Origin of the sequence: Pseudooceanicola aestuarii (assembly GCF_010614805.1) — a bacterium.
GTDB classification, from domain to species: Bacteria; Pseudomonadota; Alphaproteobacteria; order Rhodobacterales; family Rhodobacteraceae; genus Pseudooceanicola; species Pseudooceanicola aestuarii.
This window is the reverse complement of sequence record NZ_JAAFZC010000005.1, coordinates 37,433-63,416: the sequence shown is the minus strand read 5'-3', so window position 1 is coordinate 63,416 and position 25,984 is coordinate 37,433. Positions and strand designations below refer to the sequence as shown.

The following is a 25,984-nucleotide window of genomic DNA, read 5'->3' as shown; positions in this document are numbered from 1 at the left end:
ACCGAAAGGGGAGCCGTGATACCACGGTTCCCCTTTTTCCATGTCTGGCTGCACGAAGCACGCATCTGCTTGCGATCTGCTGAATATGATATACGATAATATATTATTGAATGGTCGAGGGTGGGCACATGGTGGCGAGACTGGGAAAAGCTCCGTGGTTCGAGAGCTTTGATGTAGACGCCGAGGTTGAAGAGCTTCTTGCTCATATCCAGCGTTGCACCGGATTTGCGCTGCCTGAACGACAGCGTGATGTCATCATGACCCATGCAAGGGCAAAGCTCGACAGGACAAGGCATGCATATCTGGAGGCCAAGGCGGCGGGAAAGCCGGCGTCCACATCGCGCCGCGCCTATCTGACCGACCTTCAGGACACGATCTTTATGGCGATCCCGGAAGAGAACCTCGCGCGGATGCCCCTGAGCGATCAGGTTCTCAACGATCCATCATTTTACGCGGACGCCATGCACTATGCCGCCGCGATCAGCGAGGATGAGCTCTTCATGGCGCTGTCCTCTTCGCTGAAGGACATGACCGTTCAAGACGCCCAGGCCTTTGTCTCAAAGCTCTGGCACGGCGCGATTGACGACAATGCCCGCAAATATGCCGAAGCGTTGAAGCGCCCCGAGCGTGAAATCATGCCGCTGCGGCCTGGGAACACCGTGTAAGATCGGAGCCATTCTCTTGGCTTGAGCCCTACCGAGTTTGGCCGCCGCGAACCCCCTTTCCCGGAGGTGGCACCCTGTGCAGCGCGCGAAAGCCGTTGAAGGCGCTGTGGGGACGACTACTGTCGCCAACATGATGAACCGGGATCATATGCGCGTCTTCTTCCGGCGCACCGCGGCGCTTGCCGCCTTTGTCGCGCTGCTCTGGGCGGTTCAGGTTGTCAATTGGATCACCGGCTACGGCCTGAACCCGGCCTTCGGCCTGATCCCCAGGCACGGCAGCGGGTTAGATGGTGTCATCGCTATGCCCCTCCTGCATGGGAGCTTCTCGCACCTGATGGCCAATACGCCGCCGCTCCTGGTGATGGGTGGGCTGCTGGTGGCAACAACCACGCGAGGCTTGCTGTCGGTGAATGCCGTGGTGATCGGCCTCGGCGGCGCTCTTGTCTGGCTGTTCGGAAGCTCCGCCATCCATATCGGAGCGTCAGGGCTGGTCTTCGGCTGGTTCGGCTTCCTCATCGCGCGCGGTCTTGTGGATCGCTCCCCGATCACGCTGGGCGCGGCACTGGTGGTCGGTGTCCTCTATGGCTCTATTCTCTGGGGCGTTCTTCCGGGCCAACCCGGCGTGTCGTGGGAGGCGCATCTCTTCGGCGCTATCGCGGGCGCGGGCGCTGCGTTCCTAATCCGGACGCATGTCCATGCGCCGCGCCTCGGCAGCGTCGATCTGGACTGAAGCCGTACACTCGGCCGATTCCGGCCGTTCGATGAGCGCAAAGTTCGCCGCAGCGCGGCTTGCTCGAAGCTGACGTTTGTTAGTCCGAAGATTACCGATAGCCGCGCAAAAATTGCTAGAAAATGTCGGGGTCTTCAGGTCCGCAATCTCGGCCGTAGCCTTGCATACAGCTGCACTTGAGCATGGTGCTCCAGTTCGACTACCAGCGCGAAGTTTTGACGGATCTCCTGATCCATAGCCCAGCCACCCACGCAACGTACTACCAGATGATATTCACCGCCATATTGTGTTGTGTCGGCTGAGAACGATATCGAGGCGCTTTGGATTGTGTTTTTGTCGCGAGCGTTCTTCTTGGGCACCAGATCACAATCATATTTTCCCGCCATCTCTGGGGGATCCGTTCCCTCTCCCACCCGAGAGCGAAAATACTCGAAGACGTGATCGACCGGGCAGCCCCGAATAAGGCGAAAATTCATACGCGTGCCGATATACTCTGCGCGGGTTCTTTTCACCGGAGGATCATACGCCAGAGAAACCCGAATAGTGCGTTTTCCTCCTGTCTGAAACTCAATCGGTATTGGCAACCGATAGACTGCGAAATGGTCCAGTTCCAGACTGTCTTCCACGAAGTAAACAACGCGGTGATCATCCGAGTAGGCCGCACGCAAGGTGTCGACGAGGCCAATACCATGGACTCTTGAATGATCACGCGCATCAAGAGCCAACAGTCGTCGAGTGGAAGCCTCTGGAACAGTCGCGGAATTCGCCAGAAGCGCTTTGATCAGATTGGCTGATGCCCCGGGGAAACGTCTGACCAACTGCGCAGCCCTGTTCGCTAACATCGGTGCGGCGAAAGACGTGCCGCTTTTGCTTGTAAGCAATTGACGCAAGAAATCGTGGTTTGTTGTAATCAGGCCTGCCGTCGCCAGATGAGGGGCCGTCTGCAAACGCCTCGCCACGGCATCAAAAACCATTGTCCCGCCATAGTCGACGAAATCAGGTTTGGTCATGCCTCCGGCGCCTGGGCCAGTGCGCGTGAAAGGTGCAGGTTCATCTCGCTCGGTGATGGGCTGAATATGCGCATCAAATTCATGCTGAGGGCCAATGCCGTTTGCATGAGCCAATGCACCAACCGTCACGATGTTCGCGCCTCCAGCAGGTTCACATACACGGTTTGCGACTTCAAGGAGATAGCCCGGATATTGGGTCACGCCTTGCTCAACTGATGTACCGCCACGAGGGGGCCGGTTTCCCGCTGACACAAAGATCAGGACGTTCAACTCACGTGCCAACTCATCCAGCGTCGTTGCCCAAGGACCAACGCGTCCTTGCTCAAAGTTAGCCTTCGTGTCGCCGAGAGAGATCACGAATATCCGGCATCCATGACTTGCATTTAGGCTCTGGATCGTTTGTCTCATCTGGCTCGGCAGCGTCCGACGATCAAAAAACTTCCGCTCGTCCGTTACCACCTTTGCCGAGATAATTCTCGCCACACGTTGCAAAGAGGTTCCGTCGAGCTGCGACCTTAAATCACCAAGCGCGGCAACACCGGCCACTGCCGTCCCGTGTCCGGCAATATCTGCTTCACCGAGCTCGCTGGGAAAGGCCTCGCGCGCGACGATCGCATCCGCGAGGAATGGATGATCGTTCACGCCCGTATCCAACACAGCAATGATTGGCAGATCAGGGTCAAGAGGCGCAACGGGCGGAACATCATCTAGCGCGAACTGGACGATCTGATTGGCTTCGATGTCCGGCTCCGGTGGAAGGTCAATAAAAGCTACTTCAGGAACAGAAAAAATCGGTCTGATAGACTGCCCTGAAGCCTTGACCCGGATCATCGTGATAGATGGCCCAGAATAGTGGTCGTATAGCTCTCCACCCTGCTCCTCAATGAACGCGATGATTTCTTCTGCCTTTCGACGACGCGCAGCCTGCGTCCCGAACTCCCAAAGTTCGACATCGAGTATGTACTCTTGGCCGTCTTGAAGATCAGAAACCTCCGTAAAACCGGCTTCCTTGATCTTGATCCCGAGACGGTCGCGCGGCTCCAGTGTGCTAATACTACCGATACGGTTGATAAAACCGGAGTAGCTCGGATTCTTCTGACCTGCAGGTGTTGGTCCCTCATAGGCATCCAGCCTATTGCGAAAATCGCTCAGTTCATCTGTTGAAGAAAACAAGACGATATTGTTGTCATCGTCTGTATTTAACAGCGTGAGTCCAAGCTGTTCCCAGTCTCCCTCCATGGCCAGTCCATGCATGTGGACTTTCAGAATCAGGGATGGATCGACAAATTGGGGAGGGCGGATGGCGCGTTGACGTGCGACCGCATCATCGGCTTCGCGCCGTATTTGCCCTCCGTGACCCTTTCCCGGCTTGGGCGCTGGACCGGGTCTGCCGTCTTTTCGGCGTGCAAAAGGCTCTTTCGCTCTGACCAGTTGCAGATGATCGTATTGTGCCAACAGTGGCCTCACTGGTTGTTCGATAATTTCCTTAATCGCATCCTGCGGCGTTCAGCGTAACGGATGGCATCACGAAAGTCTTTCTTTGAAATGCTTTTTCGGCGATCAAGAAGAGAAATTTTCTTGGCCTGGTTGCAAATTTTTTCAAGCTCGGCATAGGAATAATCAGCTAGGCTCTGAACGAAATCCTCTGCTTCGAACTCCGTTTCGGTGTTTTTCAGCGCATTGGTGAGATACCTGCGGACCATTGCTTCGTCGGGATGGTCAAACCATACTACTTCATCGAAGCGTCGCCATATGGCGGGATCAAGGTGAGCGTCCAGGTTAGTGGCGGCAATCAGAAAACCACCTGGCTGTATCTGATCGATGAAGATCAGAAGACTGTTGACCACGCGTCTCAGTTCACTGTGATCGTTGCCTTCTTCCCGCGACCGCGCAATCGCGTCAAATTCATCGAAAAAAAGTACGCATGGCTGGCGGCGTGCAAACTCAAAGGTCTTGCGAATATTGGTGGCAGTCTCGCCCAAAAATGAAGAGATGAGGCTGTCCAGTTTGACAAAGAAAAACGGCAATCCCAGCTGGCCGGCAAAAACCTCAGCACACAATGTCTTGCCCGTTCCAGGTGGCCCGCAGAACAGTAGTTTGGAACGCACGGGAAGCCCGTGGCGCTTGATCGTTTCGGACTTTCGGAATTCATCCAGTAGCCCAGTGAAGAGCTCAATGTTGTCGTGAGTCAGGATAATGTCATCGGGCGTATGAACGGGTTCGATCCGCTGGATGAACTCTCCGGCCTCGTCTGGGAACGGCACCAAAGGAGAAAGACCCTTGGCTTGCGGGCGTGTCGTCAGTCCATCCAGTGCCTTGCGCAGTGACCGTGCTAGCACTCGGTTGTTCTTTTTTTCCTCTTCGGAGATGATCTGTTCGACAACACCACGGAATTCATCGTCGCGCCCGTAGCTCGACAACAGCTTTTTCATCAGTTCTCCGCGTGCCATGCAACCACCTGCTTTTCGTAAAATCGTAGCCGAGTATTGCGACGAGCGCTACCGAATTTGACGCTTGATTTGGATAAAGCCGGGTTGGCATGCCACGGTGTCGAGAAAGGCTGAGGGCGCATCAAATCAGTTCGAAATCTTACGGCAAACGTCCGGTTTTCTTGACCTGCTTCACTTTTTTCGCTGCCGCAGCGAACGTCCGCCCGCCCTTTAAGTCGAATGCCCGGACAAGCAATACCTATAGTCGGCAGCGGCGTCGCCCGCACATCAACCTTGGCCAGAGCCTTGCGGCCTCCCCAGCTCGGCTGCGCGTGTCGCAGGGGAGAACGGCCCTTCGGTCCGTCGCGCATTCGGCCATGCGGCCTCACCGCGGCGTCGTACCCGGCATCCCGGTTTGCCCGCCTCGCGAGCACGTCTCTCCCTGGCCGCTCCGCCGGATTGCGCTCTGGTCTGTTTTGGCCCGAGGCCAAAACGATCCCGCCGCTGCATCCGTCTCCCGCGTCCGGTCGGGCCGTTTGCCTGCTCGGGTCGGGCAAACCTACCGTCAAAACACACACACATGAGCGTGGAAGCATATCCTCCGGATGGCCCCCAAATCAGCCCGCGTCAAGGATCGCAAAACTTTTCGGCGAGGACGGGGCCTGTGGCTTGGGGCGGTTCCGTGCGTGAGGGCGCGCATGTGTCAGTTGCTGCACGCGGAAAACTTTTGCGCCCGGCAAGCCGGCGGCTGCGCCGTCCCTGACCCGGGCAGATTCGGAAACCAGGCATTCGGCCATGCCCCCACACTCACGTGGTGGCCTTGGAACCGAACACTGGAGACCAGACATGGCTTACGACACCGCAAACACCTACGAGACGATCGAACTTTTTGGGCTGACCGAGAAGGACGCGCAGCTGCCGATCCCGGAAGATCACATCCTGACCGACCGCATCATCCGCGAGAGCTTCGAGGCTTTGCTCGGGCAGTTGCGCGGGACCGGGCTTGAAGCAGAGATCGAACCGCTGGCCCATGGGCTCGCCACGATCCTGCAGCGGCGCAAGGTGGCACTTGGCAAGGAGGTCGACCGCACCGCCGACAAGATCGGCGCGCTGGCAAAATCTCACGACGGATCGGAGATCGCCGAGACCGCGCTCGAAGAGGCGCAGGCGCGCTTTGTGCAGTTGCGCGAGATTGTCGGCGCCATCGAGGTGATGAGCGAAGCAGCGGCGGAATGCTACGAGGTCGAGACGGGCCAAGCCTTCATCCCGGCAGCCGGGTCGCGCGCAAGCGTCCGGGCGCAAGAGACCGGGGCGGTCTTCGAGGCGCGGCAGCTTCTGGAGCAGCACGACCGCGAAACCGCCGAGAAGTCGAAAGTCGAGGGGGTGCCCCTGATCGTCTCAGGCGCCACCGACTGGACCGATGTCGATGTGATCTTCAACACGCTCGACAAGGTTCGCGAACGGATCAAACAGAACCGCAACCAGGAGATCTTCCTCTGCCACAAGGGTGGCAAGCACGGCGCGGAGATGATTGCGGCTCGGTGGGCCCGGGCACGCGGGATAGCACAGGCGCGCTTCGATCCGCGCTGGTCCGCGCATGGACGGGCGGCACCCTTCAAGTGCAACGACGAAATGCTGGACGACAAGTTCGCAGCGACGGGGGTTGTCCTCTTCGGCGGCAACGGGGTCGCGCTGAACCTCGGGCAGAAGGCGGAAGCGAAAGGCCTGACGGTCATGCGGGTTGCTGACCCGGCGAAGACGGCGTCGCAGGAGTGAATTGAGAGGGTCGCCTTCGGGCGGCCCTTTCGTCATTTCTCATGGCGCGTGCGATCGGTCACACTTGATCGGCAGCTCACGGCGTCCAGCACCGTCATCCCTCTACCCAGCCCGTCAGAGTTCGGCCCATCCGCATCGGTACGGGCTGGGGATGGTGCGCACCTCGCACATCGTCAGCAGCGCAAGACCGAGGGGTCGAAACGTCGCACATGAGGCTGAAGACCTGCACAACCCTCGGGGGGTGTTTCGGAACATCGCATCCACGCGGGCGGGCTCCATCAGCACCCCGGCCAGGATCGGCGGAACTAGGACGCGGAAGGTGGCTGCGGCGTGATGGCAGGGGTCATCCGGATCACTCCTTTTTGCTCATAGATGTGGATCGCACGGGGTCGGCCCAATCGTGCCCTCAGCTCACGCTTCGGCAAGCACAAATACGGCTTCCACGGCGGAGCCGCGAACCCTCCGCATTTGCACTTGCGACCGGGCCTCTTGCCCCCGTGCTGGCAGATCCCCATCGCAAAAAGGAGAGACCCAAATGACCAACCACTACGTCGCCACCGTCCCCGTCAAGTTCACCGACACCGATGGCCAGGAGCGCACCCGTTTTCAGCGCGTGGGTGCGATGTTCCGCAACACCCGCAATGGGGATGGCTCGGAGTTCTTCAGCCTCAAGCTCGACTTCCCCGTCGCGGTCTCGGAGCTGGTGATGTTCCCGCCGAGCGCGAAGGATCCCCAGGACTGAATCCTCTGACGAGGATGGGCCGCCCCGAGACGATCTCGAGGCGGCCCGATCCCTGTTCCAGAGATGCCGTCACCGGCGTAGGTGATCGCCGATAGCGACCTCCTCTTGGTGCCGGTCGCTGCGCGATCAAGGGACCCTCTCCCCCCGAAATGATCAGGCCGCGACAGACCGGCCAGTCAGCCTCAAGGGGGCCATCCACAAAAACCCATCGGCCAGGGCCTCCCGGTTTTTGCGGCAGAGATTTGGGGACCCAAATCTGGCCCTCCTTGACCCTGCCTGTCCGCCCTGTCGGTGGGGTTTGCGCCCGCCCGAGGGTCTGACCGAACACATGCGTGTTCGGTCAGACCCTCGGGCGGTGCTGGGGAAGGGGACCCATTGGACAGGTGGGTCGCCCGGTGGTGAGGGCGGCAGAGCCGCGTCCCTGCGGGCCGCGGGGGAAGCGGACACCAAGGCTGCCTGAGACTGAAGGCAACGTAAGTATATAATTGACAGCTAGGTATATTATCGTAAGGTAGGGACAGCCTTGGTGGAAGGTGGCAGGAAATAGGGGGTCTTTCTTCGCATGTCGCGCTCAAAACGTCTCACAGATGCGGACCGCATGGAGATCGTTCGCGAGGCTGCGGAAGGTGTGTCTACATCCGTGTTGGCGGAGCGGTTTGGCGTGTCGCCCCGGGCGATCCAGTACACGCTCAAAGCTGATGCCGAGCGCCAGACGGATGCCGCGATCCCGGTCTCCGCTGTCAGCGTGAAGGTGACGGCTGCGGAGCTTGAGGCGCTCGATGAAGTGTTGGCCGCGGCGGGGATTGAGAGCCGGGCCGAGGGTCTGCGGCGGCTCATCCAAGCGGCTGGCGGAGTGTTCGTTCCGGACGTACAGATAGCAACAGAGATGGCGCGATACAGGGCCTCTTTGCACGAGGTCGGCAATGGGGTCGCGCAGATCGCCAAGCAGATGACGCGGGCCAACCGGATAGGGCGGGGGGCCGATGGTGGTACGCCTGCCGAGTTCTCCGAATTGCGCCTCGCACAGATGCGCGGGCTGGCGCGGTTCATTCTGGATTCCGCTGACGAGATCGACCTGCTACTGCGCCGCCGTCGGGACGCAATGCAGCTGCAGGCCACGGCCGCGCTGAGGGAGTTTGCGCATGCGGCTGAATGATGCCGTCCATGCCGTTACGGGCGAGGTCTTCCGGGACGGCTGGAGCCGGATCCGGGGCTCGATGCAGGGGCTGCATGTCGCCAAGCAGAGCCAGCTTGTGCGTGCGGCGGCAGGGCATCGGCCAGCCGTCTTCAAGGCGATCCGGGGCGGCGGTACGCATACCAAATCGCAGCTTGCAAACCAGCTCGAGTACCTCACCACCAAGTCCACTTATATCGTCGACAGCAGCGGGTTCCTCGATGGCAAGGCGAAGCTCGAGGCCAAGGACATCAAGGATCTGACCGAGCGCTTTGCCAAGCGGTGGGATGCAGGTTTCAAACCCAAGCTTGGCCAGACCACCCACATGCTCATGTCTTTCCCGATCGGCACGCGCGGCGAGGATGTGCGCGACATCGCGACGGATGTGGCCGAGCGGTTCTTCCAGACCGACGCGGGGCATTTCGACTACATCATCGCGGTGCATGAGGACCGGGATCACCCGCATGCGCATCTGGTGCTGAACCGCCGCTCGCAAGAAGGCGAGTTCTTTTTCTTGGGGCGGAACCACCGCTTCAACTATGACGACTTCCGCCTCGCCATGGTCGAGGAGGCGGAGAAGTATGGTGTGCGCCTGGAGGCCACGCGGCGTGTGGATCGCGGGGTTGTGCATTACCCCGCCCGGACCAGCGAGGTCTACGCCGCGAAAGAAGAGGGTCGCGCGCCCCGCGAGCGCGAACGAGTGGGGCAGGACCTGGCGCGGACGCTGGCGGAGATCGCCAACACCAGAACTGTCTACCACTCGCTTGCTGCGGAGGCTTCGCGCGAGGCCCGCGAGGATATTGCCACAGCCCTCTTTCGCGCGGGCGAGGTCTTGGCGCATGGCGGGCAGGTGGACCGAACAGGAGATGTGTATATGGCAGAGGATCAAAGTTTCGAGGATCTAAGAAGCCTCTATGCGGAGAAGCTCGCGCGGGTACAGGGCATGATCGCCGAGAAGGCGGACTCGGAACGCCCCCTGCTGGAAAAACGCCTCATCGAGATCCAAACGCAGGTCCAGCACATGCAGCCTCTCGGTTTGCGATCATCCACGCTATCAGACGCCCCCTCGGAGGGTGGGATCTATTCCGAGGCGAACATCGACACCAGTCAGCTGGACCGTCTGGCCGAGACGGACTTGCGGTCGCGCATAGACACTGCCCTGCGCGGCACCGGGATCAGCACAGCGGAAGTGGTCGCCCGGATCGAGACCGGGGCCTCGAATGCCGCGCTTGAACATCAATGGATCGCCGATGATCTCTCCAAGGTGGCCGAGACGCGGGACCTGAACCTCGAGCGTCGCGCTGATCTGGAACAGGCGCGCGACATTCTCAACGATGTCCATGTCGAGCTTGGCACGCTGCTGGAACGGGATAACGTGCTGCGCCGGGACGGTGTCGTGGAGGAGGACGCGGTCAGCGAGCGGTTCCACTATCACGAGGACGCGGTGCGGGAGATGGAAGGGACAATCCGTCATGAGATGCGCGCCGAGGGTTTGACAACGCAGGAGATCGAGGACCGGGACTGGGAGGTGGCCTCAAAGGCGGAGCGCCGGATCGAAACAGAGCAGCGCGCGTATCTCGAGGTACATCCGGAGCTGCTCGCACGTCCTGGCGATGTGATCGACCGGTCCGAGCCCTACAGGGAGACCATCACCGACGCGGCCCGCGCCAGCGAGATCACCCGCGAGGTCGACCGGATCATGGAGGCACGCGACCTCCGCACGCCTGTTGCAGATGCGGTCGCGGATGACATCTCGGAGCGCTATCCGGACATGCCGTCCCACCTCGCCCGCGGGCTCGGCGCGACCTATGCGGCCGTTGTGGAGATACGCGACACGGAGGCCATCAATCAGGTCCGCCGCGAAACCGAGTTGCGCGACGGGATTGGGGTTGGCACGCGCGAGGAGACCCTCGCGACAGGGGATGAAACTGCACCGCAGTTTGACCGGTCCGACCGCCTCGCAGGCGAGATTGCGCGCGTCCTGGACCATGAGCGGGCGGGAGAGTTGTCCGCGCCCTTCGAGACCGAGGCGGAGCGGGACGCCTTCCGCGAGGAGCATTCGCGGGTGCTGGATGACCGCCAATTGGGCCGCCTCACATCCGGCGATGCCGATGCGCTGGACAAGGTACTCGAGGACCGCCTCGACCGGCTCTATGTCGCCAAGGTCTATCTGCAATCGGATGCAGCGACGGCCAACACGGAGGCCTTGCGCCAGGTGGTCGATGATCTCGCCGACGCTGAGTATGAAAAACAGCGCGCGACAGACGTGGATGGCGAGACCGAGCGGGGACAGGTCCATTGAGCGCCTCCATGGGAAAAGCGCGGATCGCAACAGGGGTCTTGCTGGTGACGCTGGTGACCGCCGCCATGGGCTATACCATCGCCTCGGCGGTGCTGACCTACCAGGATCTCGGATTTGGGGCCGAGATCGACTTTGCCTATATCGCGCAGAACTATCTGGCGATTCTCGATCGCCGCCCGGAGGATGCCCAACTTATTCACCTGATCATCGGCAGCTTCGCCGCCGCCGGCCTGATGCTGAGCCTCGCCCTGTCGGGATCGGCCCTCACACGCTTTGGCCAGACCCATTGGCAGACCGCGCGCGAAATGAAGGCAAATGGGTTCTTCGGGGCGCCAGGGACCGGGTTCATCCTCGGCAAGCTGGGGACGCCGGGCTCCCGCGCAAGATACATTTGCTCCAAGGTCTTTCCGCATGCGCTGATCGTGGCGCCCACGGGCCGTGGCAAGACCACGGGCTTTGTCATTCCGAACCTGCTGACCTGGCAAGGCTCCGCCGTGATGCTCGATGTGAAGGGCGAGTGTTTCGAGGCCACGGCCCGCCACCGCGCAGTCCAAGGCGACAAGGTCTATCGCTTTGCCCCCACCGATTGGGAGGGCAAGCGCACGCATCGCTACAACCCGCTCTTGCGCATCTATCAACTGAAAGATCCCGCGCGCCAGCAGATGGAATTGCAGCTCTTAGCGACGCTGTTCCTGCAAAGCGACAACGACCGGGTGCAGGGCCTTCTGAAAGGCGGGATTGATCTCTTTGTGGCGGCAGGGCTCTTGGCCTTCCAGCGCAAGCGTCCGACCTTGGGCGAGATCTATCGCATCGCCGCTTCGGGCGGGAACAAGCAGAAGGAATACTTCGCGCGGGGCCACGAGGTGGACAACAGGTCCGCCAAGCTGATCTTCACGCGGCTCGCTTCGACCAATAACGACACGCTGACCTCTTATGTCTCGCTCCTGATGACCTCCGGGCTCGATCAATGGCAGAACCCGGCGATCGACGAGGCAACGGCGGTGTCGGACTTTGATTTCCGGACGATCCGCAAGAAGCCCTTTTCGGTCTATCTTGTCGTCCAGCCGCTGATGGTGAAACCCCTCGCGCCGCTGATCCGGCTCTTCTTCTCCGATCTTCTCTCCGCCATGCAGGAGAAGGATCCCGGGCCGGATGAGCCCTGGCCGGTGATGATCATGCTCGACGAGTTCAATCGCTTGGGCAAGATGCCCATCGTGGTCGAGAGCATCGAGACCCTGCGGACCTATCGTGGTCACCTGGCCGTGGTAACCCAAACCATCCCCGCCCTCGATGAAATCTATGGCGAGAACACCCGCCGTGCGCTGCAGGGCAATGCCGGCGTGAAGCTTTACCTGACGCCGTCGGATGAAAAAACCGTCGAAGAGCTCAGCAAGGCTGTCGGCAAGACCACGAAAACCGTCATCACGCGCTCCCAGTCCATCGGCAAGAACCCCTTCGAAGGGCGCAGCCAATCTACACGGACTGAAGAGAGCTCTCTGCTGCCCGAAGATGAGGCGCGCCGCTTGCCGCTCGACGAGATCGTCATGGTGATCGATGCCCAGATGCCTGTCCGGGCGAAGCGGATCCAGTATTTTGACGACCGGCTGTTTAAGGCCATCCATGCGGCGCAGACAGGCGAGTTGCCATTTCCAGAGCCGGGGGGAGGGGGGCCGCAAGGCACGCTGCCGCTGAGCATGCGCGCCATGCCGATGACACCGCCACTGGACGGGTCTGGCGGATCCGAGGCCGACGTTGAGGCCGAACGCCAGGCTGCTGATGGCCAATCGTCAGGGAAAACTGATGTCGCTCCAAAGAAAACTTCGCCGGTCGTTCAAGCCGTTATCGCCGAGGAACAGCGACAGATTGAAATGGATTTTGGGGGGGAAGTGGCTGCTCTTGGTTCGGTGAAAGATGCGGATGTCGAGCAGGTACGAACGGCCGTACATGATTTGGGCGAGTTGGAGACAGCCCTAACACAGGGGCTCTAACTTGATGGGTTGTTACATCCAGAAGTTGATGCAGTAAGAGGTGGTCACCAGCCGCGTTCTAGAAGTCTGAGATTTCGCTCTCTATCAGGTTTGACCCTTTGCAAGGGTAACCTCCATATCTTGTTGCTCCTCCCTTATGTTGCTCCAGATAAAGTGTTAAATCTCGAAAAGCCTGTTTTCGGGAATCGAGATGTGAATAAGAAAGTTACAACCAGCCAGCGAATTGGCGAAATCGGGGAGAAGGCGGCTAATCTTCAATTCTTGCGAATTGGGTTCCAATTCGATGGGCGTTCGCGGTTGGAAGCAGGGATAGACGGCATCGCTGAGGTGATGGACGATGATCAGCCGACTGCGAAGATGATTGCCGTTCAGGTCAAGGCTACTGAGCGTGGCAGCTATGTCGGCGAGACGAACGCCGGTTTCACCTATCGTGTCCGCGCTTCAGATTTCGACTATTGGCGTGGCTCCAACCTACCCGTCATCCTAGTTCTCTACAGGCAATTAGATGACACATTCTTCTGGAAGTCGCTCGAAAACCTCGTTGGCGAGGCCGAACGCACATTGCAGTTCGACAAGGAGCGCGACGTCTTGGACGGACGTGCGAAGGATCGCCTCGCTGCCCTGACCGTCGCCAAGCAAGGACACGGTTACTACGTCCCGCCACTTGGGGGAGGGGAGGACGCGATCATCAACATGGTGCCATTGCAGCTTCCTGAGGAAATCTTCGTCGCACAGACACAGCTCTCCACCCAGAAGGCGCTCGCCCGGATGAATAAGGTCCGGGAAGGCCAACGGTACGATTGGATGATCGATGAAACCTCGCTTTGGACATTCTGCGACCCGCTAACCACACCCGTTCGCGACCTAGTTGAGCGGGATCAGGTCGAACGGATCGAAACCGACTTTCTGGCACAACACGACGCCGTAGATCAGCAGCACAAATTTGCGGGCCTGTTGCGACATACTCTGGCGCATGACTTTCGGGATTTGCTTGGATGGGACCGAAAGAAAAAGCAGTTCTACTTCTTGCCGACACCTGGAGGCGTCGCGCGCAAGTTTCGCTATCTTGGTGCGAAGCAGAAGACACAGGCCGACGTTGTCAGCGTCTATCAGAAGTCGAAGGGGGAGGGGCCCATCGACTATGTGCGGCACCATTCATTCCATCCCCGGTTCGAGCGCTTGGCGGACCAATGGTACCTGATCATCAACCCATCCTACTACTTCACTTCGGATGGAGCGCGCGCGCTCAACTATCCGGATGCCTTGTTGTCCGGGAAGAAGCGCCTCGACACAAACAGCACCGTTCGAGGCCAGGTGATCATGTGGCATCGATTGCTGTCAGGTCTGGAATTTGAAGATGCCGGCGAACTGCTGGCACCCGACACCAAGACGGATCGTATCATCAAGTTTGGTGACCCGCCTTCCATCGAACTGCCGAAGAGTGTGCCCGAGGACGTGTGGGGCGCGAAGGCGCAAAAGTCGAGGAAGCCGTCCGGCTCGAATGAACAAGGCAGCTTCGACCTATGAGCGACTTCAAGACAAAGATCTTCCCGGAGCCTGAACTGGAATTTGGTGACCAACACCATCATCCTGATCCACGATTGGGGTTGCTACAGGCGGGCCCGTTGCAAACGAACCTGGGGGACACGATCAAAGTCGGCGTTGTTGGCAGCGCTCTGACCGTCGAAAAATCAGGCGAGTTTCTGAATGCGATCGAAGATGGGTTCGAGGGTAAGACCGAAAAGCACCCGAACCTGCACCCGGATTTCCCCGGGTTGAGAAACCAGAACCCCTATCGGTGCCGGTTTGAAATGGTGGCTGCCGAAGATGGAGTACTGACCAAAGGTCAGATCGAGAAGATTGCCAAGGAACCGAGCGATGCGCGTGCTGTGGAGATGGCCGTCGACGCAGTTATGGCGCAACTGGAAAAGCTGGAGGGGCATCATGAACGGCCGGACGTGGTCATGGTTTCTCTCCCTGTCAAGTTGATCGAACGGGTCTGGAGAAACGAGCGGGCGCGCGATGACGAAGTTATAGAGGACGAAGCGGCCGACGCGAAAGCTGGCAGAGAAACCTCTCCGAACTTCCGTGGCTTGCTCAAGGCCAGAGCGATGGACCTCAGATTCTCAATTCAGATTGTTTGGGAGGATGTCATCAACCCCGATGCCAAGATCCCTCGCAAAATCAAGGAGAACTCTGACCGCCAAACCCAAGACCGAGCTGACCTCGCATGGAACCTTATGACGACGCTCTACTATAAGGGCAGCGGCAAGGTGCCCTGGCGCAGATTGCCGGAAGAAGGCGAGTTCACCGCCTGTTACATTGGCATCAGCTTTTTCAAGGATGCCGAAACCGACGAGATATGGACCAGTGCTGCGCAAATGTTCGACGAGCGGGGCAGAGGGTTTATTCTTAGAGGCGGTCCTGCACAGTCAGAGTCGCGGGGTCGCCACCCGTTCCTCACTATCGATGAGGCTCACAAGCTTACCGAGAGCGCCTTGGCCGCCTACAAGTCGGTCCATAGAACGATGCCGGCACGCGTGATCGTCATGAAGACGTCGCGCTTTCGCGAGGACGAGGCCGAGGGTGTTGGCAAGGCGCTCGACGAGGCAGGTGTGGAACTGCGCGATCTCGTTTGGATTCATGAGAGCTATTCAGTCAAGGTGCTGCGCGACGGCGACTTCCCTGTCCTCCGCGGCACCTTCGTTGAACTGGACGGCAATGGGCTGCTCTATACCAACGGCAGCATTCCCTACTATGGGACCTATCCTGGCCTCTATGTCCCGAACCCCCTGTTGCTCTGTCCACACCCGCAAAGCGAGAGCACAATCGAACAGATTGCGAAGGAAGTTTTCAGCCTCACGAAGGTGAACTGGAACTCGACCCAGATGAACCAACGCTTGCCGATTCCGATCCGAGCAGCCCGTAAGGTTGGTGACGTATTGAAATACGTTCCCTCGGGGCAAAAGGTCAGCAGTGACTATCGGAAGTACATTTAGAGCCTCTTGGGCCTTCGGGAATTTGCAGAAAACCGATTTGAAAAAATAGAACGCTAGGGAATTCGGATGAAGATTGACACACTTTTTATACGGAACTTCCGATGCTTCGGCGCAGAGGCTGAAACTCTCAGGTTTGAGAACGGGGTTACGGCATTGGTTGGCGGAAACGGAGCCGGAAAAACGGCGGCGCTTCAGGCGTTAGCACGGCTTTTTGGTGTCTCAAGTGCAGAAAGACAGATCCAGACACGCGATTTTCATCTTAGGCCTGACCAAACCGAGCTCGATCCTGGAGCGACGCTGTCGATCGAGTGTATCCTGTCCTTCCCAGAATTAGACGGTCTTGACGAGGCGGCGGCGGCCGACGCCGTGCCGGATTTTTTCAACCATATGGCAGCAACCGGCCCTGGAGAACCGCTTAAAGCGCGCATGCGCCTGCAGGCAGTCTGGACGGATGACGGAACGCCCGATGGTACGGTGGAAGAGGACATTCGCTGGATTGGTACGCTCGGTGATGATTACGATTGGGATGAGTGCCAAAGGGTCGCCGCCGTTGATCGTGGCACCATCCAACTTGTTTATGTGCCGGCGACCCGTAATCCGGCGGATCGTGTCACTGATTTGCTTAAGGGGCGTTTGTGGCGGGCTGCGAAATGGTCGGATCGCCTGTCCAAGACGACCGAGCGCGGAGCCAAGCTCATCCAGAAGCGTTTTGAGCGCGAAGCACCCGCAGAATTCATCGTCGAGCGGCTTACGAAGCGCTGGCGGCAGGTCCACGAAGCCGACACAGATACGACGCCAGTGCTCAGACTTGTGGAAAGTCGGCTCGAGGAACTGGTCAGGCGCGTCGAATTTGCATTCCATCCCGATGAGGCCGGTCGCGAGCGGGCGCTTGTCGACCTAAGCGACGGTCAACGCTCTCTGTTTCATATAGCTCTAACTGCGGCGACGCTTGAAACCGAAAAAGATGCTCTGCGACTGGCCGCTGCCGATAGCCCGTTCGATCAGGAAAAGCTGCGGCGTGCTCATCTTACGATTCTGGCCATCGAAGAACCGGAAAACAGCCTGTCGCCGTTCTTCCTCTCTCGCATTATGAACCAAGCGCGCGACATCGGAGCGCTCAGCTCGGCGCAAGTACTGATCTCTAGCCACAGCGCTAGCATTTTGAGCCGTATCAAGCCGGACGAGGTGCGCTACTTCCGGCTCGATACGACCAGCAGGGCCTCATCGGTGAAATCTTTGACGCTACCTGACGATGCGACCGAGGCGGGTAAGTATGTCCGGCTCGCCGTGCGGGCGTATCCGGAGCTCTACTTCGCGCGGTTCGTCATCCTCGGCGAGGGGGACTCCGAACGAATTGTGTTGCCTCTGCTCGCGGAGGCGATGGGCGTCCCTCTTGATCCTTCTTTCGTGCCTGTTGTGCCGCTCGGCGGTCGCCATGTCGATCACTTTTGGCGGCTTCTTGACGCGCTGAAGATACCGCATGCAACGCTGATTGATCTCGACCTGGGGCGCTCACATGGCGGTGCGAACACGATAAGGGCGACCGTCGGATCGCTCGCCGAAATTGGAAACGATCTCAGCAACAACTTGAATGTGATGATGGAAGTGGTCGAGCTCGCCAACCTTCCTGCCCTGTCCGACGAAGAGATGACTGATGGATTTGCTGAAAACAACTGGATGCAGGCGCTGAAAGACGAAGGTGTTTTTTTCTCCGATCCACTCGATCTGGACTTCGCGATGCTCGCGGCATTTCCAGACGCCTATAAGGAGCTCGATCCGGGCGCGCACGGTCCTGACGACAGTGAAGAGGCCTTGGAGCGCAAGAAAGCCGCCACTCTCAAAAAGGACGGGAACGCTGGTCTCTACGATCCTGAGTGGGATGATTGCTTTATCTGGTATCCATACCTGTTCTTGAGCCGAAGCAAGCCTGAAACGCATCTGGCCGCGATTAATCGCATTCCGAAGGCAGATCTTGCCGCAAACGCTCCGCCTGAACTGTGCGCGCTGGTTCAATATGTCAAAATGAAGCTCGGTCTCGAGAACGGCGCAGATTGATGTTGGTGCTTCCCGATGATTGGAGGCCTCAGGGCGTCGACGAACTCGAGCCGGGCGCGTGGCAAGCGCTGCGCGAAACGGACCGAAGCGTATGCGTTACCGCCGGCGCAGGCGCGGGCAAGACAGAATTCCTAGCGCAAAAAGCAGCATACCTCCTGCAAACTGGCATCTGTCTGCCGCCCAAATGCATCCTGGCCATCAGCTTTAAAAGGGATGCTGCACAGACGCTCAAGGCGCGCGTAGGCAAGCGTTGTCCGCCCGATCAGGCGCGCCGTTTTCACTCGCTTACCTTCGATGCGTTCACCAAAAATATGTTAGACCGCTTTCGGGCCGCGATCCCTCAACCCTTTGGGCCGCCCCGCAACTATGAAATTGGGTTTCCGCGGCGCGATGATTTGGAGGACTTCCTCACCCGGAGCGGTCGGCGTGACATCGGCTGGCAAAAATTCGAAAAGGCGATCGCACGCGCGCCGCTTCCGTTCGATGCGGAGGGAATACCACCGGCTTGGCGCGAGCTACTTCATACTTATTGGCAGGAGCAATTGGAGCGTCCAACCGGTACGTTGCTCTCGTTTGCCATGATTAACAGACTTGTCGATTATTTGCTGCGCGAGAACCCCGCGATACGGCGTGCCCTGCAGCTCACCTATCCCTTCGTTTTCCTCGATGAATTCCAAGATACGACATATGCACAATATGATCTGGTGAAGAGTGCTTTTCATGGCAGTGATGCCGTTTTCACAGCCGTCGGCGACGACAAGCAACGCATTATGGGCTGGGCCGGGGCGATGGACAACGCCTTTCAGGAATTTGCTTCTGACTTCAATGCAGTGAACGGAGCGCTACGCTTTAACTGGCGGTCTCATGCGGATCTGGTCGCCATTCAACAGGTGATTGCGGAGCGCATCGATCCAAACGTAGAAGACGTTGAAGCCAGGGGGCAGCGCGCCGTCGACGGTCAGGTCGCTGCGCTTTGGCGTTTCGATACACGCGAGCAGGAAGCACAGCAAATCGCGGCTTGGATCGATAGAGAAATTGAGCACGGCATTCTGGAGCCGCATGATTGCGCCATTCTCGTGCGTATGCGCGCCGACGATGTTGAAGCCGAACTGACGGACGTATTTGCAGCGCAAGGCCTGAAGATCAGAAACTTGGCGCGTAGTGTTGGTGGAATTGCGATTCAGGAACTACTTGCCGAAGAACTGACAGGTATCTTTATACCGCTCTTGAGGCTCGGTACTGGTGAACGTAGCCCGGGTGCCTGGAACGCCACTCAAGAACAGCTGCAAGCGCTATTCGCCATCGATACTGGCGATGAACGAGCCCAGGAGCGGCTGCAGCGAAGTATTGAAGAATTCTCCTCCACTTTGCGTGCGGCTATGCGCGATAACGAACAGAATGGCGAGAGCGCGGCAAATGTGTTTCAGATCGCCCTTGAATTTGTCGGTGCCGATCGGCTGCGCCAGGCTTTTCCCGCCTATAGACGGGACGCGGACTTCGAACGGGTACGGACAGGGTTCATCACGCTGTTTTGCGAATGCGCCGAAGCTGTGGACGCTTGGTCAGACGCTCTCGATCGCTTCGAAGGCATAGGCCAGGTGCCACTTATGACGATCCACAAAAGCAAGGGTCTTGAGTTTCACACAATGATCTTCTTTGGTCTCGATGCACAGACTTGGTGGAGCCTTTCACCCGGACGGGATGAAGAGCTGAATTCCTTCTTTGTCGCCTTCACGCGTGCCATGCAAAGGGCCTTCTTCGCTTATTGCAGTGAGCGCGGACAAGCGATCGGATGGCTTGAAAACATGTTGCTGCCGGCCGGTCTGGAGCGGGTCGACGGGCTCCTGCACCTTGCGGTTGGAGATGAATAGCAAGTTTAGTTTCAATCCACGGCTTAGTGGCCCGTTGGTGCACACGGGGGTATGATCCCGGCTCAGAAGAAGGTGATCTCCCGCAGACCTTGAAATGCACCTTCTCTAAACGCGCCCGTTTTATGCAGCCGAGGGAAATCTGGAAGCCTGTCTAGCTCGACTAACGGAAGCAAAATGTCAGCGCTGAACCATGGCATTTTCGCGGACCTGCTTTCATCATACATCTTCGAAAGTGCCCTTCCGACCGCATAGGCTCCGGCCAAGTCAATTTTGGAAACGCGTGTTCTATTTCTGGGCAGCAGGCTCCCAGTTGTCGATTTACCGCCGACATTGAAATAGATCAGGTCATGGCCCCACCCGAGGCGTATGATATGTGTCCGGTCGGACCGTTGGATTGAAACTCCCGGATATAGGTCTCTGACCCAAACCTTATGTTCATCGCACCAGTCGAGGGCTTCCTTCAGCATCGCTACGCCGCCGAGGTCTTTCTTCCAGATCGGACATAGGTGCTGAAACCCGGCGAATTTGACCCGCTTCTGACTTCTGATGTCATTGGCAATGAAAGCGCCTTCGCGCGTGACCTTCGGAGACCACATTTGTTCCTCGAGCGTGGCTGCGTCCTCCAAACCTATGTGTAAGTCATGAATCGCAACTTTGGTATCCGCGGAAATGGTTCTGTGTCGTGCTTCAAGCAGTGTGATGGGCGGTAGCGGTTTCCTCGGGTATTGGTCGAGGATCGAAGGCCCGTTGGGTCGAACGATATCGTCAGAAACATCAACTGGTCTGTCCGTTTTCACGTCGTGGTCGACCAGCCAGCGGTACGGTGTCCCGAGGTCCATAGGATCATCATTCATGAGCGAAAGATGTGGCAGACCTTTTTTGAGGAACGCCATGATCTCGCGCGTATCCTGACGTTCCGCCCCCATGAGGCGTCCGTGAAAGGATTGGCGGTCTGACTTGCTTTGACGGGCTTTCAGTGTGTTTTCGATGCGCTCTCGTTCGATATCGCTTAGCTGGCGCCGCATGTACGCAATCGAAACATCTACGTCCCCATAGTCGTCAAGCTCCTCGAGCGCGCTGCCGAACAGCTTCAATGTGATACGTTGCAGGCGGTTCGGATCGCTGTTGATGACCTTGGCCCGAGCAAGCAGTTCAGAAATGATGGTCTGAACCTTATCGCGCCCGATACGCTTTCGCTTGGATTCCGTTGCGAGGCGAGTTCCGTTCGGCGTTAGCTGCCAGTAAAACAAACCGTCAAGGATGTCGGCAGGCTCCAAGTACCCAGCCTCGGCCATCTGGCGCAAGACTCGGTTGGCGTGATGTGCATCGCAATCCAGAACACGAATTGCCTCTTCAAGTCCGACAGATCTTCCATTCACTGCTGAACGCAGGATTGTTTGCACCAGCTCCAATGGTACCGTTCTTACTGGTGAATGTTTAAGGGACCTCCGTTCATCCATGGCTCGGTAGCCTTGCAAAACAAAACTTCTTCATCTCCGCCCCAGCCTTCCCAACCGAGCCAGTTGCGCCAGCATCTGGGACCCGGCACCCGGTGACCCTGTGCCGCTTCCCTGACCCGTCTGCCCCATCCCCTGCCGCAGTGGCATCTGCTGTACCCCGAAGAACTGCCGAGCCCTAAGGGCTGCATACTCCGCGCCACTCGCCCCACCGATAAGGTAGCGGTTGTAGGCCTGCTGGCTGCCCATGGCGGCGCGCGCGAAGCTGTAGCCGCCGCCGAGGCCACCGGAGAGGGCGGGCATCATGATGTTTCCCGAGATCGCACGGACGATGAAGGGTGTTGCGATGATGAAGCCCTTAGCCATCAGCACCATCATGAAGAAGGGGATGAGCGCGCCAATATTTGAGGCGCCTTCAGGGTCGCCAAGCTCGCCGATGAGTGCGGAGGAAACGCCGGTGATCGTCGCGAACACGCCGGCCACGACGATGGGGTAGAGCGCGAAGGAAACCAGCGCCGACAGCCACCGCGCGAAGTAGTCTTTGGTCACCTCGAATAGTGTCAGGAATATCATGACTGGAGCGATCCCGATCAGAAGTGCGATCATCAAACGCGAGGCCACGAGAATGAAGGCGGCTAGCCCGCCGAGGATCGAGAGTAACAGCACTCCGACAATGTCGAGCATGGCCCCTGCCATCCAATTTAACTCGGACCCGGCGGCGTTGAGATAGTCCCCTAGTTCCGCGATCAGCCGGTCGAATTCTTCGGCGAAAGTTCCAGAGGGACCGGGAGTTCCACCACCGACGGAAGCCACGAGCGCCCCCGCAATGCTATCGATTCCGGCAAGGATGGCGGAGGAGAGGGCGTTGAACTGCACCCAGTTGGTCGCGAATATTCCGATCAACCCGATCTTGACCGCGAGCCAGAAGGCTGTTCGGCCGTCCATCGCCTTGTACTGGTAGATCATGTTCAGGAAGACGAGGATCACCACGAGCGTTGTTCCCAGCACCAGAAGCGTGCCGACCGTTGCCGCGACCGACCCGAACTGGGTTTCTGCGGCGGTGTCGAGATAGCCCTGGGAGGTTTCAACGAAATAGGTGACGACGCTCATAACGGGGCTGCCTTACCAATTGCCTGCGGTTTCGCAGATGGCTTTAGCCTCAAGGCGAACGTCGTTCGCGCGCTGATTGTAGGCGTCGGATGCTTCCAGCATTTTCCAGCGTTCGTCACTCGCGTGCTGCTCATGAAACTCCGCCTCGGCAGCGTCCCAAGACGGGAACCGGATTTCACAGTCGCAGCTTTCGGTCTCGATGATGCGCTCGAGATTCTGGGCGCGGTAGATATCCTGGACCAACACGCGTTGATAGGCTTGGCGCAGGGGTATTTCTTGCATCCAGTTGGGCTCAGCGGGTCGGTCCGGACAGACGTCAAAGCTGCGATCAAGGGTCGGCACCATATTGCGCTCGGCGAAGGCAGGGACAGCCAGTAGGCTCACGGCCAGCGCGACTAGCGCAAGGGTTAGCCGCGCCGGCTTCATTCCGTGGCTCCGATGATAGTGGTTTCGCGCTTCAGGAAAACTGTGTGGCCGACATTGGCGAATTCCGAGGAGCTGATCGACACGACCTCCCAGCCTTCGGCCCCCTTCGCGTTCAGGCTGGCCTGCATGTCGGTGAGACTGGTTTTTCGGGTCATGGGAAAGGACAGGATGTCGTATTCAAATGTCTTCATCGGGAAGTTCCAATCTCAGTTGCGCCGCGGAGGTAAAATTCGGTGATGCCGCGCCGGCCATCGTGGCGACCGGCCTGGATGATCACATCGATGGAGTTTTCGATGTACTGGATCATGTCGGCATAGGTCATCGGGATCTCGGTCTTGAGTGCGGCGATGGCCAGACGCTGCACGGCAAGTTGCGGGGTTTCGGCGTGCAGTGTGGTCATGGACCCACCATGGCCAGTGTTGATCGCCTCGAGGAAGGTCATGGCCTCTTTGCCGCGCACCTCGCCCAGGATGATCCGGTCGGGGCGCATGCGCAAGGTTGCGGTGAGCAGCACATCGGCGGTCTGGAACTCCGCATCGCGATTGGCGATGAGGGTCACGGCATTGGGCTGGGTCGGCAGAAGCTCGGCGGCTTCCTCGATGGTGACGATGCGTTCCTCGGATGGCACGTGCGAGAGGATCTTGCGCGCAGCCACGGTCTTGCCGGTGGAGGTGCCGCCAGAGACGATCATGTTAAGCTTGTTGGCGACGCAAAAGGCCAGCGCATCGTCGATCACGCCCGCGGCCACCACTTCGCGCAGTTCGTGGGTTTTCTCGAGGCGGAGTTCTTCAAGCTTGCGTTCCTTGCCAAAGAGGAAATCAAGCGCAAGCCCGTCAAGCGGCAGGCTTGAAAAGAACCGCAGGCTGATCGACATGGCCGAGAGCACGGCGGGCGGGGTAATGACCTGTGCTCGGATCGGGCGACCCTTGTAGGTGATCGAGACCGAGATGATGGGGCGGTCCTTGCTCATCGTGGTGTTGGCGGAGGAGGCGATCTGGTTGCCGAGGTCTTTCACTTCGGTTGCAGTCAACGCCTGGTCCAGCTTTCGCATGAAATGATCGCCCTGGAATTCGCCCCAGCAGGAGCCGTCGGGGTTGATGCAGATCTCGATGACATCGTCGCGGGCGGCGGCTTCGATCCGGTCGAGGGAGGTTTCGAGATAGCTCAGCGACATGGGCTCAGAATATCTCCAGATCGCGGTCGACCATCACCGTGACGCGCGCGCCCTGGTCGACATAGATGACGGGGCCGATGGAGAGATAGTCGCCAATCACGCTGTCCGTGGCATCCGCTAGATCATCGCCCACGTCTTCGAGCACGTCCGCGGCTGTTTCGTCCTGGACATTTGCGGCGGCGGCGCTTGGTGCGGCGGAGATCAGTGAAATCAGCGCTGCCGAGCCAAAGCGCTCATCAAAGCGCGTATCGACAAAGCCAGTCACACCTGAACGCCCCAACTCATCACCCCCGAAGGAGCTGATCTGGACGGTCTGATTATCGGGCAGGATGATCCGGTCCCATGCGATGGTGACGCGGCGCTGCGCGATATCAACGCCCGAACGATACCGCCCGATGAGGCGGGATCCACGCGGGATCAAGAGCCGAGAACCGTCGAAACTGAACACATCTTCAGAGACCACGGCACGGGTCTGGCCGGGCAGGGAGCTGTCGAGGGCGGTTTCCATTACGGCCTGGATCATCGTGCCCTGAATGATGGTGTTGGACGGGTTGGCAATGACCTCTGCCTGTGTGACGGACGTGGGCAACGCACCGTTCAGCACGAAATCCGTCACCTCGCCAAAAGTGCGTTCGGTCAGAGCCGTTTCATTCGCTCCGGACGTGCCGCCAAAGGCGATGGTGGGTGAGGTGATGCGCCGCTCCTGGAAGGCGCGCTCTTCGGCCGCGCGGCGTTCGAGCTCAGCCAGACGTCTGGCCTCTTCTTCGCGGCGCAGTCGTTCTTGCTCGCGTTCGCGCAGCTCATCTTCCGTGGGGCCCACTGGCGCGGGTTGCGGTCGGCTGGCCTCGAGTTGGGCCAGTTCCAGATCCATGCGGAGTTGCTCAAGGCTGCGATCCCGCGCCGTCAGTTCGTCCTGAAATCGTTGCTGTGCGGCTTCCGAGGCGGCTTGCAGCGCCGCGATCTGAGCGGTCAGCGCATCGATCGCCTCTGCGGCGGCGGTGTCTTCCTCGACGACCGGTTCGGGGGCGTTGCGCAATTCCTCGATCTGGGCCTGCAGGGCGGTGATCTGCGCCAGAAGCTCCGCGTTGGGCTCGACGGGGTCTGGTCCGACGAACACAACCTCGGGCTCGGGCGGGGGCAAGGTCTCGATAGCGCCAAAGCCATCCCCTTCGTTTTGGAAGACGTCCGGAGTGGCCGTCGGCAAGGCTTCCTCTTCTTCGGGCTGTGAGAGGAGATAAAGCAGGGCACCACCCGCGCCGATGACGAGGACCACGATCAGCGCGAGAAGGGGCGACCGGCGCTGCGCCGCCGTGGGCGCGCGGGCACTGCCTTTCTCAAGGGCGGCGAGGCGTTTTTCCAGCTCGGTGTTCTCGGTATCGCTCATGAGGCGGCCTCCGCGGGCGGGATCGCCTCGATGCAGACCACCTCTTCGCCAAGTCGCAGGACCCATTGGCGGTTCACGCCGCTGACGCGGATCACGCCGTCTTCAGGGGTTTGCGTGTTGACCGTGCGCTCGCGGCCGCCCGCGTAGCGGAAGATCGCGGGCACAGGCGCGTTTCTTGGAAACGCGAAATACGTGAACGTCCCGTCATCCCAGATGCGCGTTGGCGTGAACTCGGTCCGCGCGCTGGCGCCGTAATTGTAGTTCGGCGCTTGGGCGGCGATGGCCCGGGTCGGGCGCGCATCGTCCTCCGGATAGCGGAACTGCACCACGTAGAAGGTTGGGCTGCGGGTCTCCTGGACGTTGAAATAATAGCTGCGGCGGTTGGTATAGACGGTCACATTGGTATGCACCCCGCGCGCCACAGGCTTGATCGCGAAGGCCTGACCGCCCGGGACGCCGTCGATCTCGAACCCTTCCGTGTCGCCCGCGATGATCGAGCGGATGCTTTCGCCCTCGCCGAACTCGATGCTGGTGACATGGGTGAGCGACACGTTGAGACGGTAGACCTGACCCTCCTGGTAGGTGGCCAAGCGCACCCGGCTGTCGTTGGGACCGCCACGCGGGATGGCTTCGGCAGAGGCGAGGCCGGGCAACAGGGCAATGACAAAAATAAGCGATCTTATAAACAACAA

At 59.2% G+C, this 25,984-nt stretch carries 20 protein-coding genes; 11 read left to right on the top strand and 9 right to left on the bottom strand.

The genetic code is table 11. The features are described 5' to 3' along the window. Positions 1-128: 128 nt before the first annotated feature. The gene (locus tag G5A46_RS18605) at positions 129-665 is read left to right on the top strand and encodes a hypothetical protein (protein WP_239367963.1); all 537 of its coding nucleotides are present in this window, start codon (positions 129-131) and stop codon (positions 663-665) included. Positions 666-813: 148 nt separating this feature from the next. Further along, on the top strand, positions 814-1,395 hold the full coding sequence (locus G5A46_RS18600; RefSeq protein ID WP_037240359.1) for a rhomboid family intramembrane serine protease: 582 nt from the start codon (positions 814-816) through the stop codon (positions 1,393-1,395). Positions 1,396-1,529: 134 nt separating this feature from the next. Here the strand turns inward: G5A46_RS18600 and G5A46_RS18595 are convergent, their stop codons facing one another. Beyond that, positions 1,530-3,860 carry a S8 family peptidase gene (locus tag G5A46_RS18595; protein WP_239367961.1) on the bottom strand — a complete coding sequence of 777 codons (2,331 nt, stop codon included), beginning with the start codon at positions 3,858-3,860 and terminating at the stop codon, positions 1,530-1,532. An 8-nt stretch (positions 3,861-3,868) separates the two neighbouring features. Further along, a complete protein-coding gene (locus G5A46_RS18590; protein ID WP_197060313.1) occupies positions 3,869-4,837 on the bottom strand; it encodes an AAA family ATPase in 969 nt (322 codons plus the stop codon). An 843-nt stretch (positions 4,838-5,680) separates the two neighbouring features. Here G5A46_RS18590 and G5A46_RS18585 point away from each other — a divergent pair. The 9 genes from G5A46_RS18585 (at position 5,681) to G5A46_RS18545 (ending at position 19,741) form a co-directional block, all read left to right on the top strand. Beyond that, entirely contained in the window at positions 5,681-6,610 is a 930-nt protein-coding gene (locus tag G5A46_RS18585) for a DUF2493 domain-containing protein (RefSeq protein WP_163852003.1), read from the top strand. A 535-nt stretch (positions 6,611-7,145) separates the two neighbouring features. Next, positions 7,146-7,352 (top strand): hypothetical protein, encoded by a 207-nt coding sequence (locus G5A46_RS18580; protein WP_007120662.1) that lies wholly within the window; start codon positions 7,146-7,148, stop codon positions 7,350-7,352. A gap of 562 nt (positions 7,353-7,914) precedes the next feature. Next, positions 7,915-8,508 carry a helix-turn-helix domain-containing protein gene (locus tag G5A46_RS18575; RefSeq protein ID WP_163852001.1) on the top strand — a complete coding sequence of 198 codons (594 nt, stop codon included), beginning with the start codon at positions 7,915-7,917 and terminating at the stop codon, positions 8,506-8,508. Next, a complete protein-coding gene (locus tag G5A46_RS18570) occupies positions 8,495-10,828 on the top strand; it encodes a relaxase/mobilization nuclease domain-containing protein (protein ID WP_163852000.1) in 2,334 nt (777 codons plus the stop codon). The genes G5A46_RS18575 and G5A46_RS18570 overlap by 14 nt, the downstream gene beginning before the upstream one ends. 8 nt (positions 10,829-10,836) lie before the next feature. Continuing rightward, positions 10,837-12,816, top strand: a complete 1,980-nt coding sequence (locus G5A46_RS18565) for a type IV secretory system conjugative DNA transfer family protein (protein ID WP_163852066.1) — start codon at positions 10,837-10,839, stop codon at positions 12,814-12,816. 192 nt (positions 12,817-13,008) lie between these two features. Continuing rightward, positions 13,009-14,343 (top strand): DUF4365 domain-containing protein, encoded by a 1,335-nt coding sequence (locus tag G5A46_RS18560; RefSeq protein WP_066010410.1) that lies wholly within the window; start codon positions 13,009-13,011, stop codon positions 14,341-14,343. Then, entirely contained in the window at positions 14,340-15,815 is a 1,476-nt protein-coding gene (locus G5A46_RS18555; RefSeq protein ID WP_163851999.1) for an argonaute/piwi family protein, read from the top strand. The genes G5A46_RS18560 and G5A46_RS18555 overlap by 4 nt, the downstream gene beginning before the upstream one ends. A 66-nt stretch (positions 15,816-15,881) precedes the next feature. Then, on the top strand, positions 15,882-17,870 hold the full coding sequence (locus G5A46_RS18550) for an ATP-dependent nuclease (RefSeq protein ID WP_163851998.1): 1,989 nt from the start codon (positions 15,882-15,884) through the stop codon (positions 17,868-17,870). After that, the gene (locus tag G5A46_RS18545) at positions 17,870-19,741 is read left to right on the top strand and encodes a UvrD-helicase domain-containing protein (protein ID WP_239367955.1); all 1,872 of its coding nucleotides are present in this window, start codon (positions 17,870-17,872) and stop codon (positions 19,739-19,741) included. Before G5A46_RS18550 ends, G5A46_RS18545 begins: the two co-directional genes overlap by 1 nt. Positions 19,742-19,803: 62 nt before the next feature. Here the strand turns inward: G5A46_RS18545 and G5A46_RS18540 are convergent, their stop codons facing one another. From G5A46_RS18540 to G5A46_RS18510, 7 genes are all read right to left on the bottom strand, one after another. Then, complete coding sequence (locus G5A46_RS18540; protein ID WP_107817817.1) at positions 19,804-21,153, bottom strand: hypothetical protein; 1,350 nt, start codon at positions 21,151-21,153, stop codon at positions 19,804-19,806. A 78-nt stretch (positions 21,154-21,231) separates the two neighbouring features. Further along, a complete protein-coding gene (locus G5A46_RS18535) occupies positions 21,232-22,308 on the bottom strand; it encodes a TrbL/VirB6 family protein (RefSeq protein ID WP_163851996.1) in 1,077 nt (358 codons plus the stop codon). A 12-nt stretch (positions 22,309-22,320) separates the two neighbouring features. After that, the gene (locus tag G5A46_RS18530; protein WP_150282618.1) at positions 22,321-22,734 is read right to left on the bottom strand and encodes a hypothetical protein; all 414 of its coding nucleotides are present in this window, start codon (positions 22,732-22,734) and stop codon (positions 22,321-22,323) included. Next, positions 22,731-22,925, bottom strand: coding sequence for a DUF4177 domain-containing protein (locus tag G5A46_RS18525; RefSeq protein WP_150282619.1), 195 nt, complete (start codon positions 22,923-22,925; stop codon positions 22,731-22,733). Before G5A46_RS18525 ends, G5A46_RS18530 begins: the two co-directional genes overlap by 4 nt. Next, a complete protein-coding gene (locus tag G5A46_RS18520; RefSeq protein WP_163851995.1) occupies positions 22,922-23,908 on the bottom strand; it encodes an ATPase, T2SS/T4P/T4SS family in 987 nt (328 codons plus the stop codon). Before G5A46_RS18520 ends, G5A46_RS18525 begins: the two co-directional genes overlap by 4 nt. Positions 23,909-23,912: 4 nt before the next feature. Beyond that, positions 23,913-25,292 (bottom strand): TraB/TrbI/VirB10 family type IV secretion system protein, encoded by a 1,380-nt coding sequence (locus G5A46_RS18515; protein ID WP_163851994.1) that lies wholly within the window; start codon positions 25,290-25,292, stop codon positions 23,913-23,915. After that, positions 25,289-25,984, bottom strand: coding sequence for a TrbG/VirB9 family P-type conjugative transfer protein (locus G5A46_RS18510; protein WP_163851992.1), 696 nt, complete (start codon positions 25,982-25,984; stop codon positions 25,289-25,291). The genes G5A46_RS18515 and G5A46_RS18510 overlap by 4 nt, the downstream gene beginning before the upstream one ends.

Bases quoted from the DNA above. Each gene is read 5' to 3' on its own strand.
- G5A46_RS18605 (WP_239367963.1), top strand. From the start codon at position 129: ATGGTGGCGAGACTGGGAAAAGCTCCGTGGTTCGAGAGCTTTGATGTA.
- G5A46_RS18600 (WP_037240359.1), top strand. From the start codon at position 814: ATGCGCGTCTTCTTCCGGCGCACCGCGGCGCTTGCCGCCTTTGTCGCG.
- G5A46_RS18590 (WP_197060313.1), bottom strand. From the start codon at position 4,837: ATGAAAAAGCTGTTGTCGAGCTACGGGCGCGACGATGAATTCCGTGGT.
- G5A46_RS18585 (WP_163852003.1), top strand. From the start codon at position 5,681: ATGGCTTACGACACCGCAAACACCTACGAGACGATCGAACTTTTTGGG.
- G5A46_RS18580 (WP_007120662.1), top strand. From the start codon at position 7,146: ATGACCAACCACTACGTCGCCACCGTCCCCGTCAAGTTCACCGACACC.
- G5A46_RS18575 (WP_163852001.1), top strand. From the start codon at position 7,915: ATGTCGCGCTCAAAACGTCTCACAGATGCGGACCGCATGGAGATCGTT.
- G5A46_RS18570 (WP_163852000.1), top strand. From the start codon at position 8,495: ATGCGGCTGAATGATGCCGTCCATGCCGTTACGGGCGAGGTCTTCCGG.
- G5A46_RS18565 (WP_163852066.1), top strand. From the start codon at position 10,837: ATGGGAAAAGCGCGGATCGCAACAGGGGTCTTGCTGGTGACGCTGGTG.
- G5A46_RS18555 (WP_163851999.1), top strand. From the start codon at position 14,340: ATGAGCGACTTCAAGACAAAGATCTTCCCGGAGCCTGAACTGGAATTT.
- G5A46_RS18550 (WP_163851998.1), top strand. From the start codon at position 15,882: ATGAAGATTGACACACTTTTTATACGGAACTTCCGATGCTTCGGCGCA.
- G5A46_RS18545 (WP_239367955.1), top strand. From the start codon at position 17,870: ATGTTGGTGCTTCCCGATGATTGGAGGCCTCAGGGCGTCGACGAACTC.
- G5A46_RS18535 (WP_163851996.1), bottom strand. From the start codon at position 22,308: ATGAGCGTCGTCACCTATTTCGTTGAAACCTCCCAGGGCTATCTCGAC.
- G5A46_RS18530 (WP_150282618.1), bottom strand. From the start codon at position 22,734: ATGAAGCCGGCGCGGCTAACCCTTGCGCTAGTCGCGCTGGCCGTGAGC.
- G5A46_RS18525 (WP_150282619.1), bottom strand. From the start codon at position 22,925: ATGAAGACATTTGAATACGACATCCTGTCCTTTCCCATGACCCGAAAA.
- G5A46_RS18520 (WP_163851995.1), bottom strand. From the start codon at position 23,908: ATGTCGCTGAGCTATCTCGAAACCTCCCTCGACCGGATCGAAGCCGCC.
- G5A46_RS18515 (WP_163851994.1), bottom strand. From the start codon at position 25,292: ATGAGCGATACCGAGAACACCGAGCTGGAAAAACGCCTCGCCGCCCTT.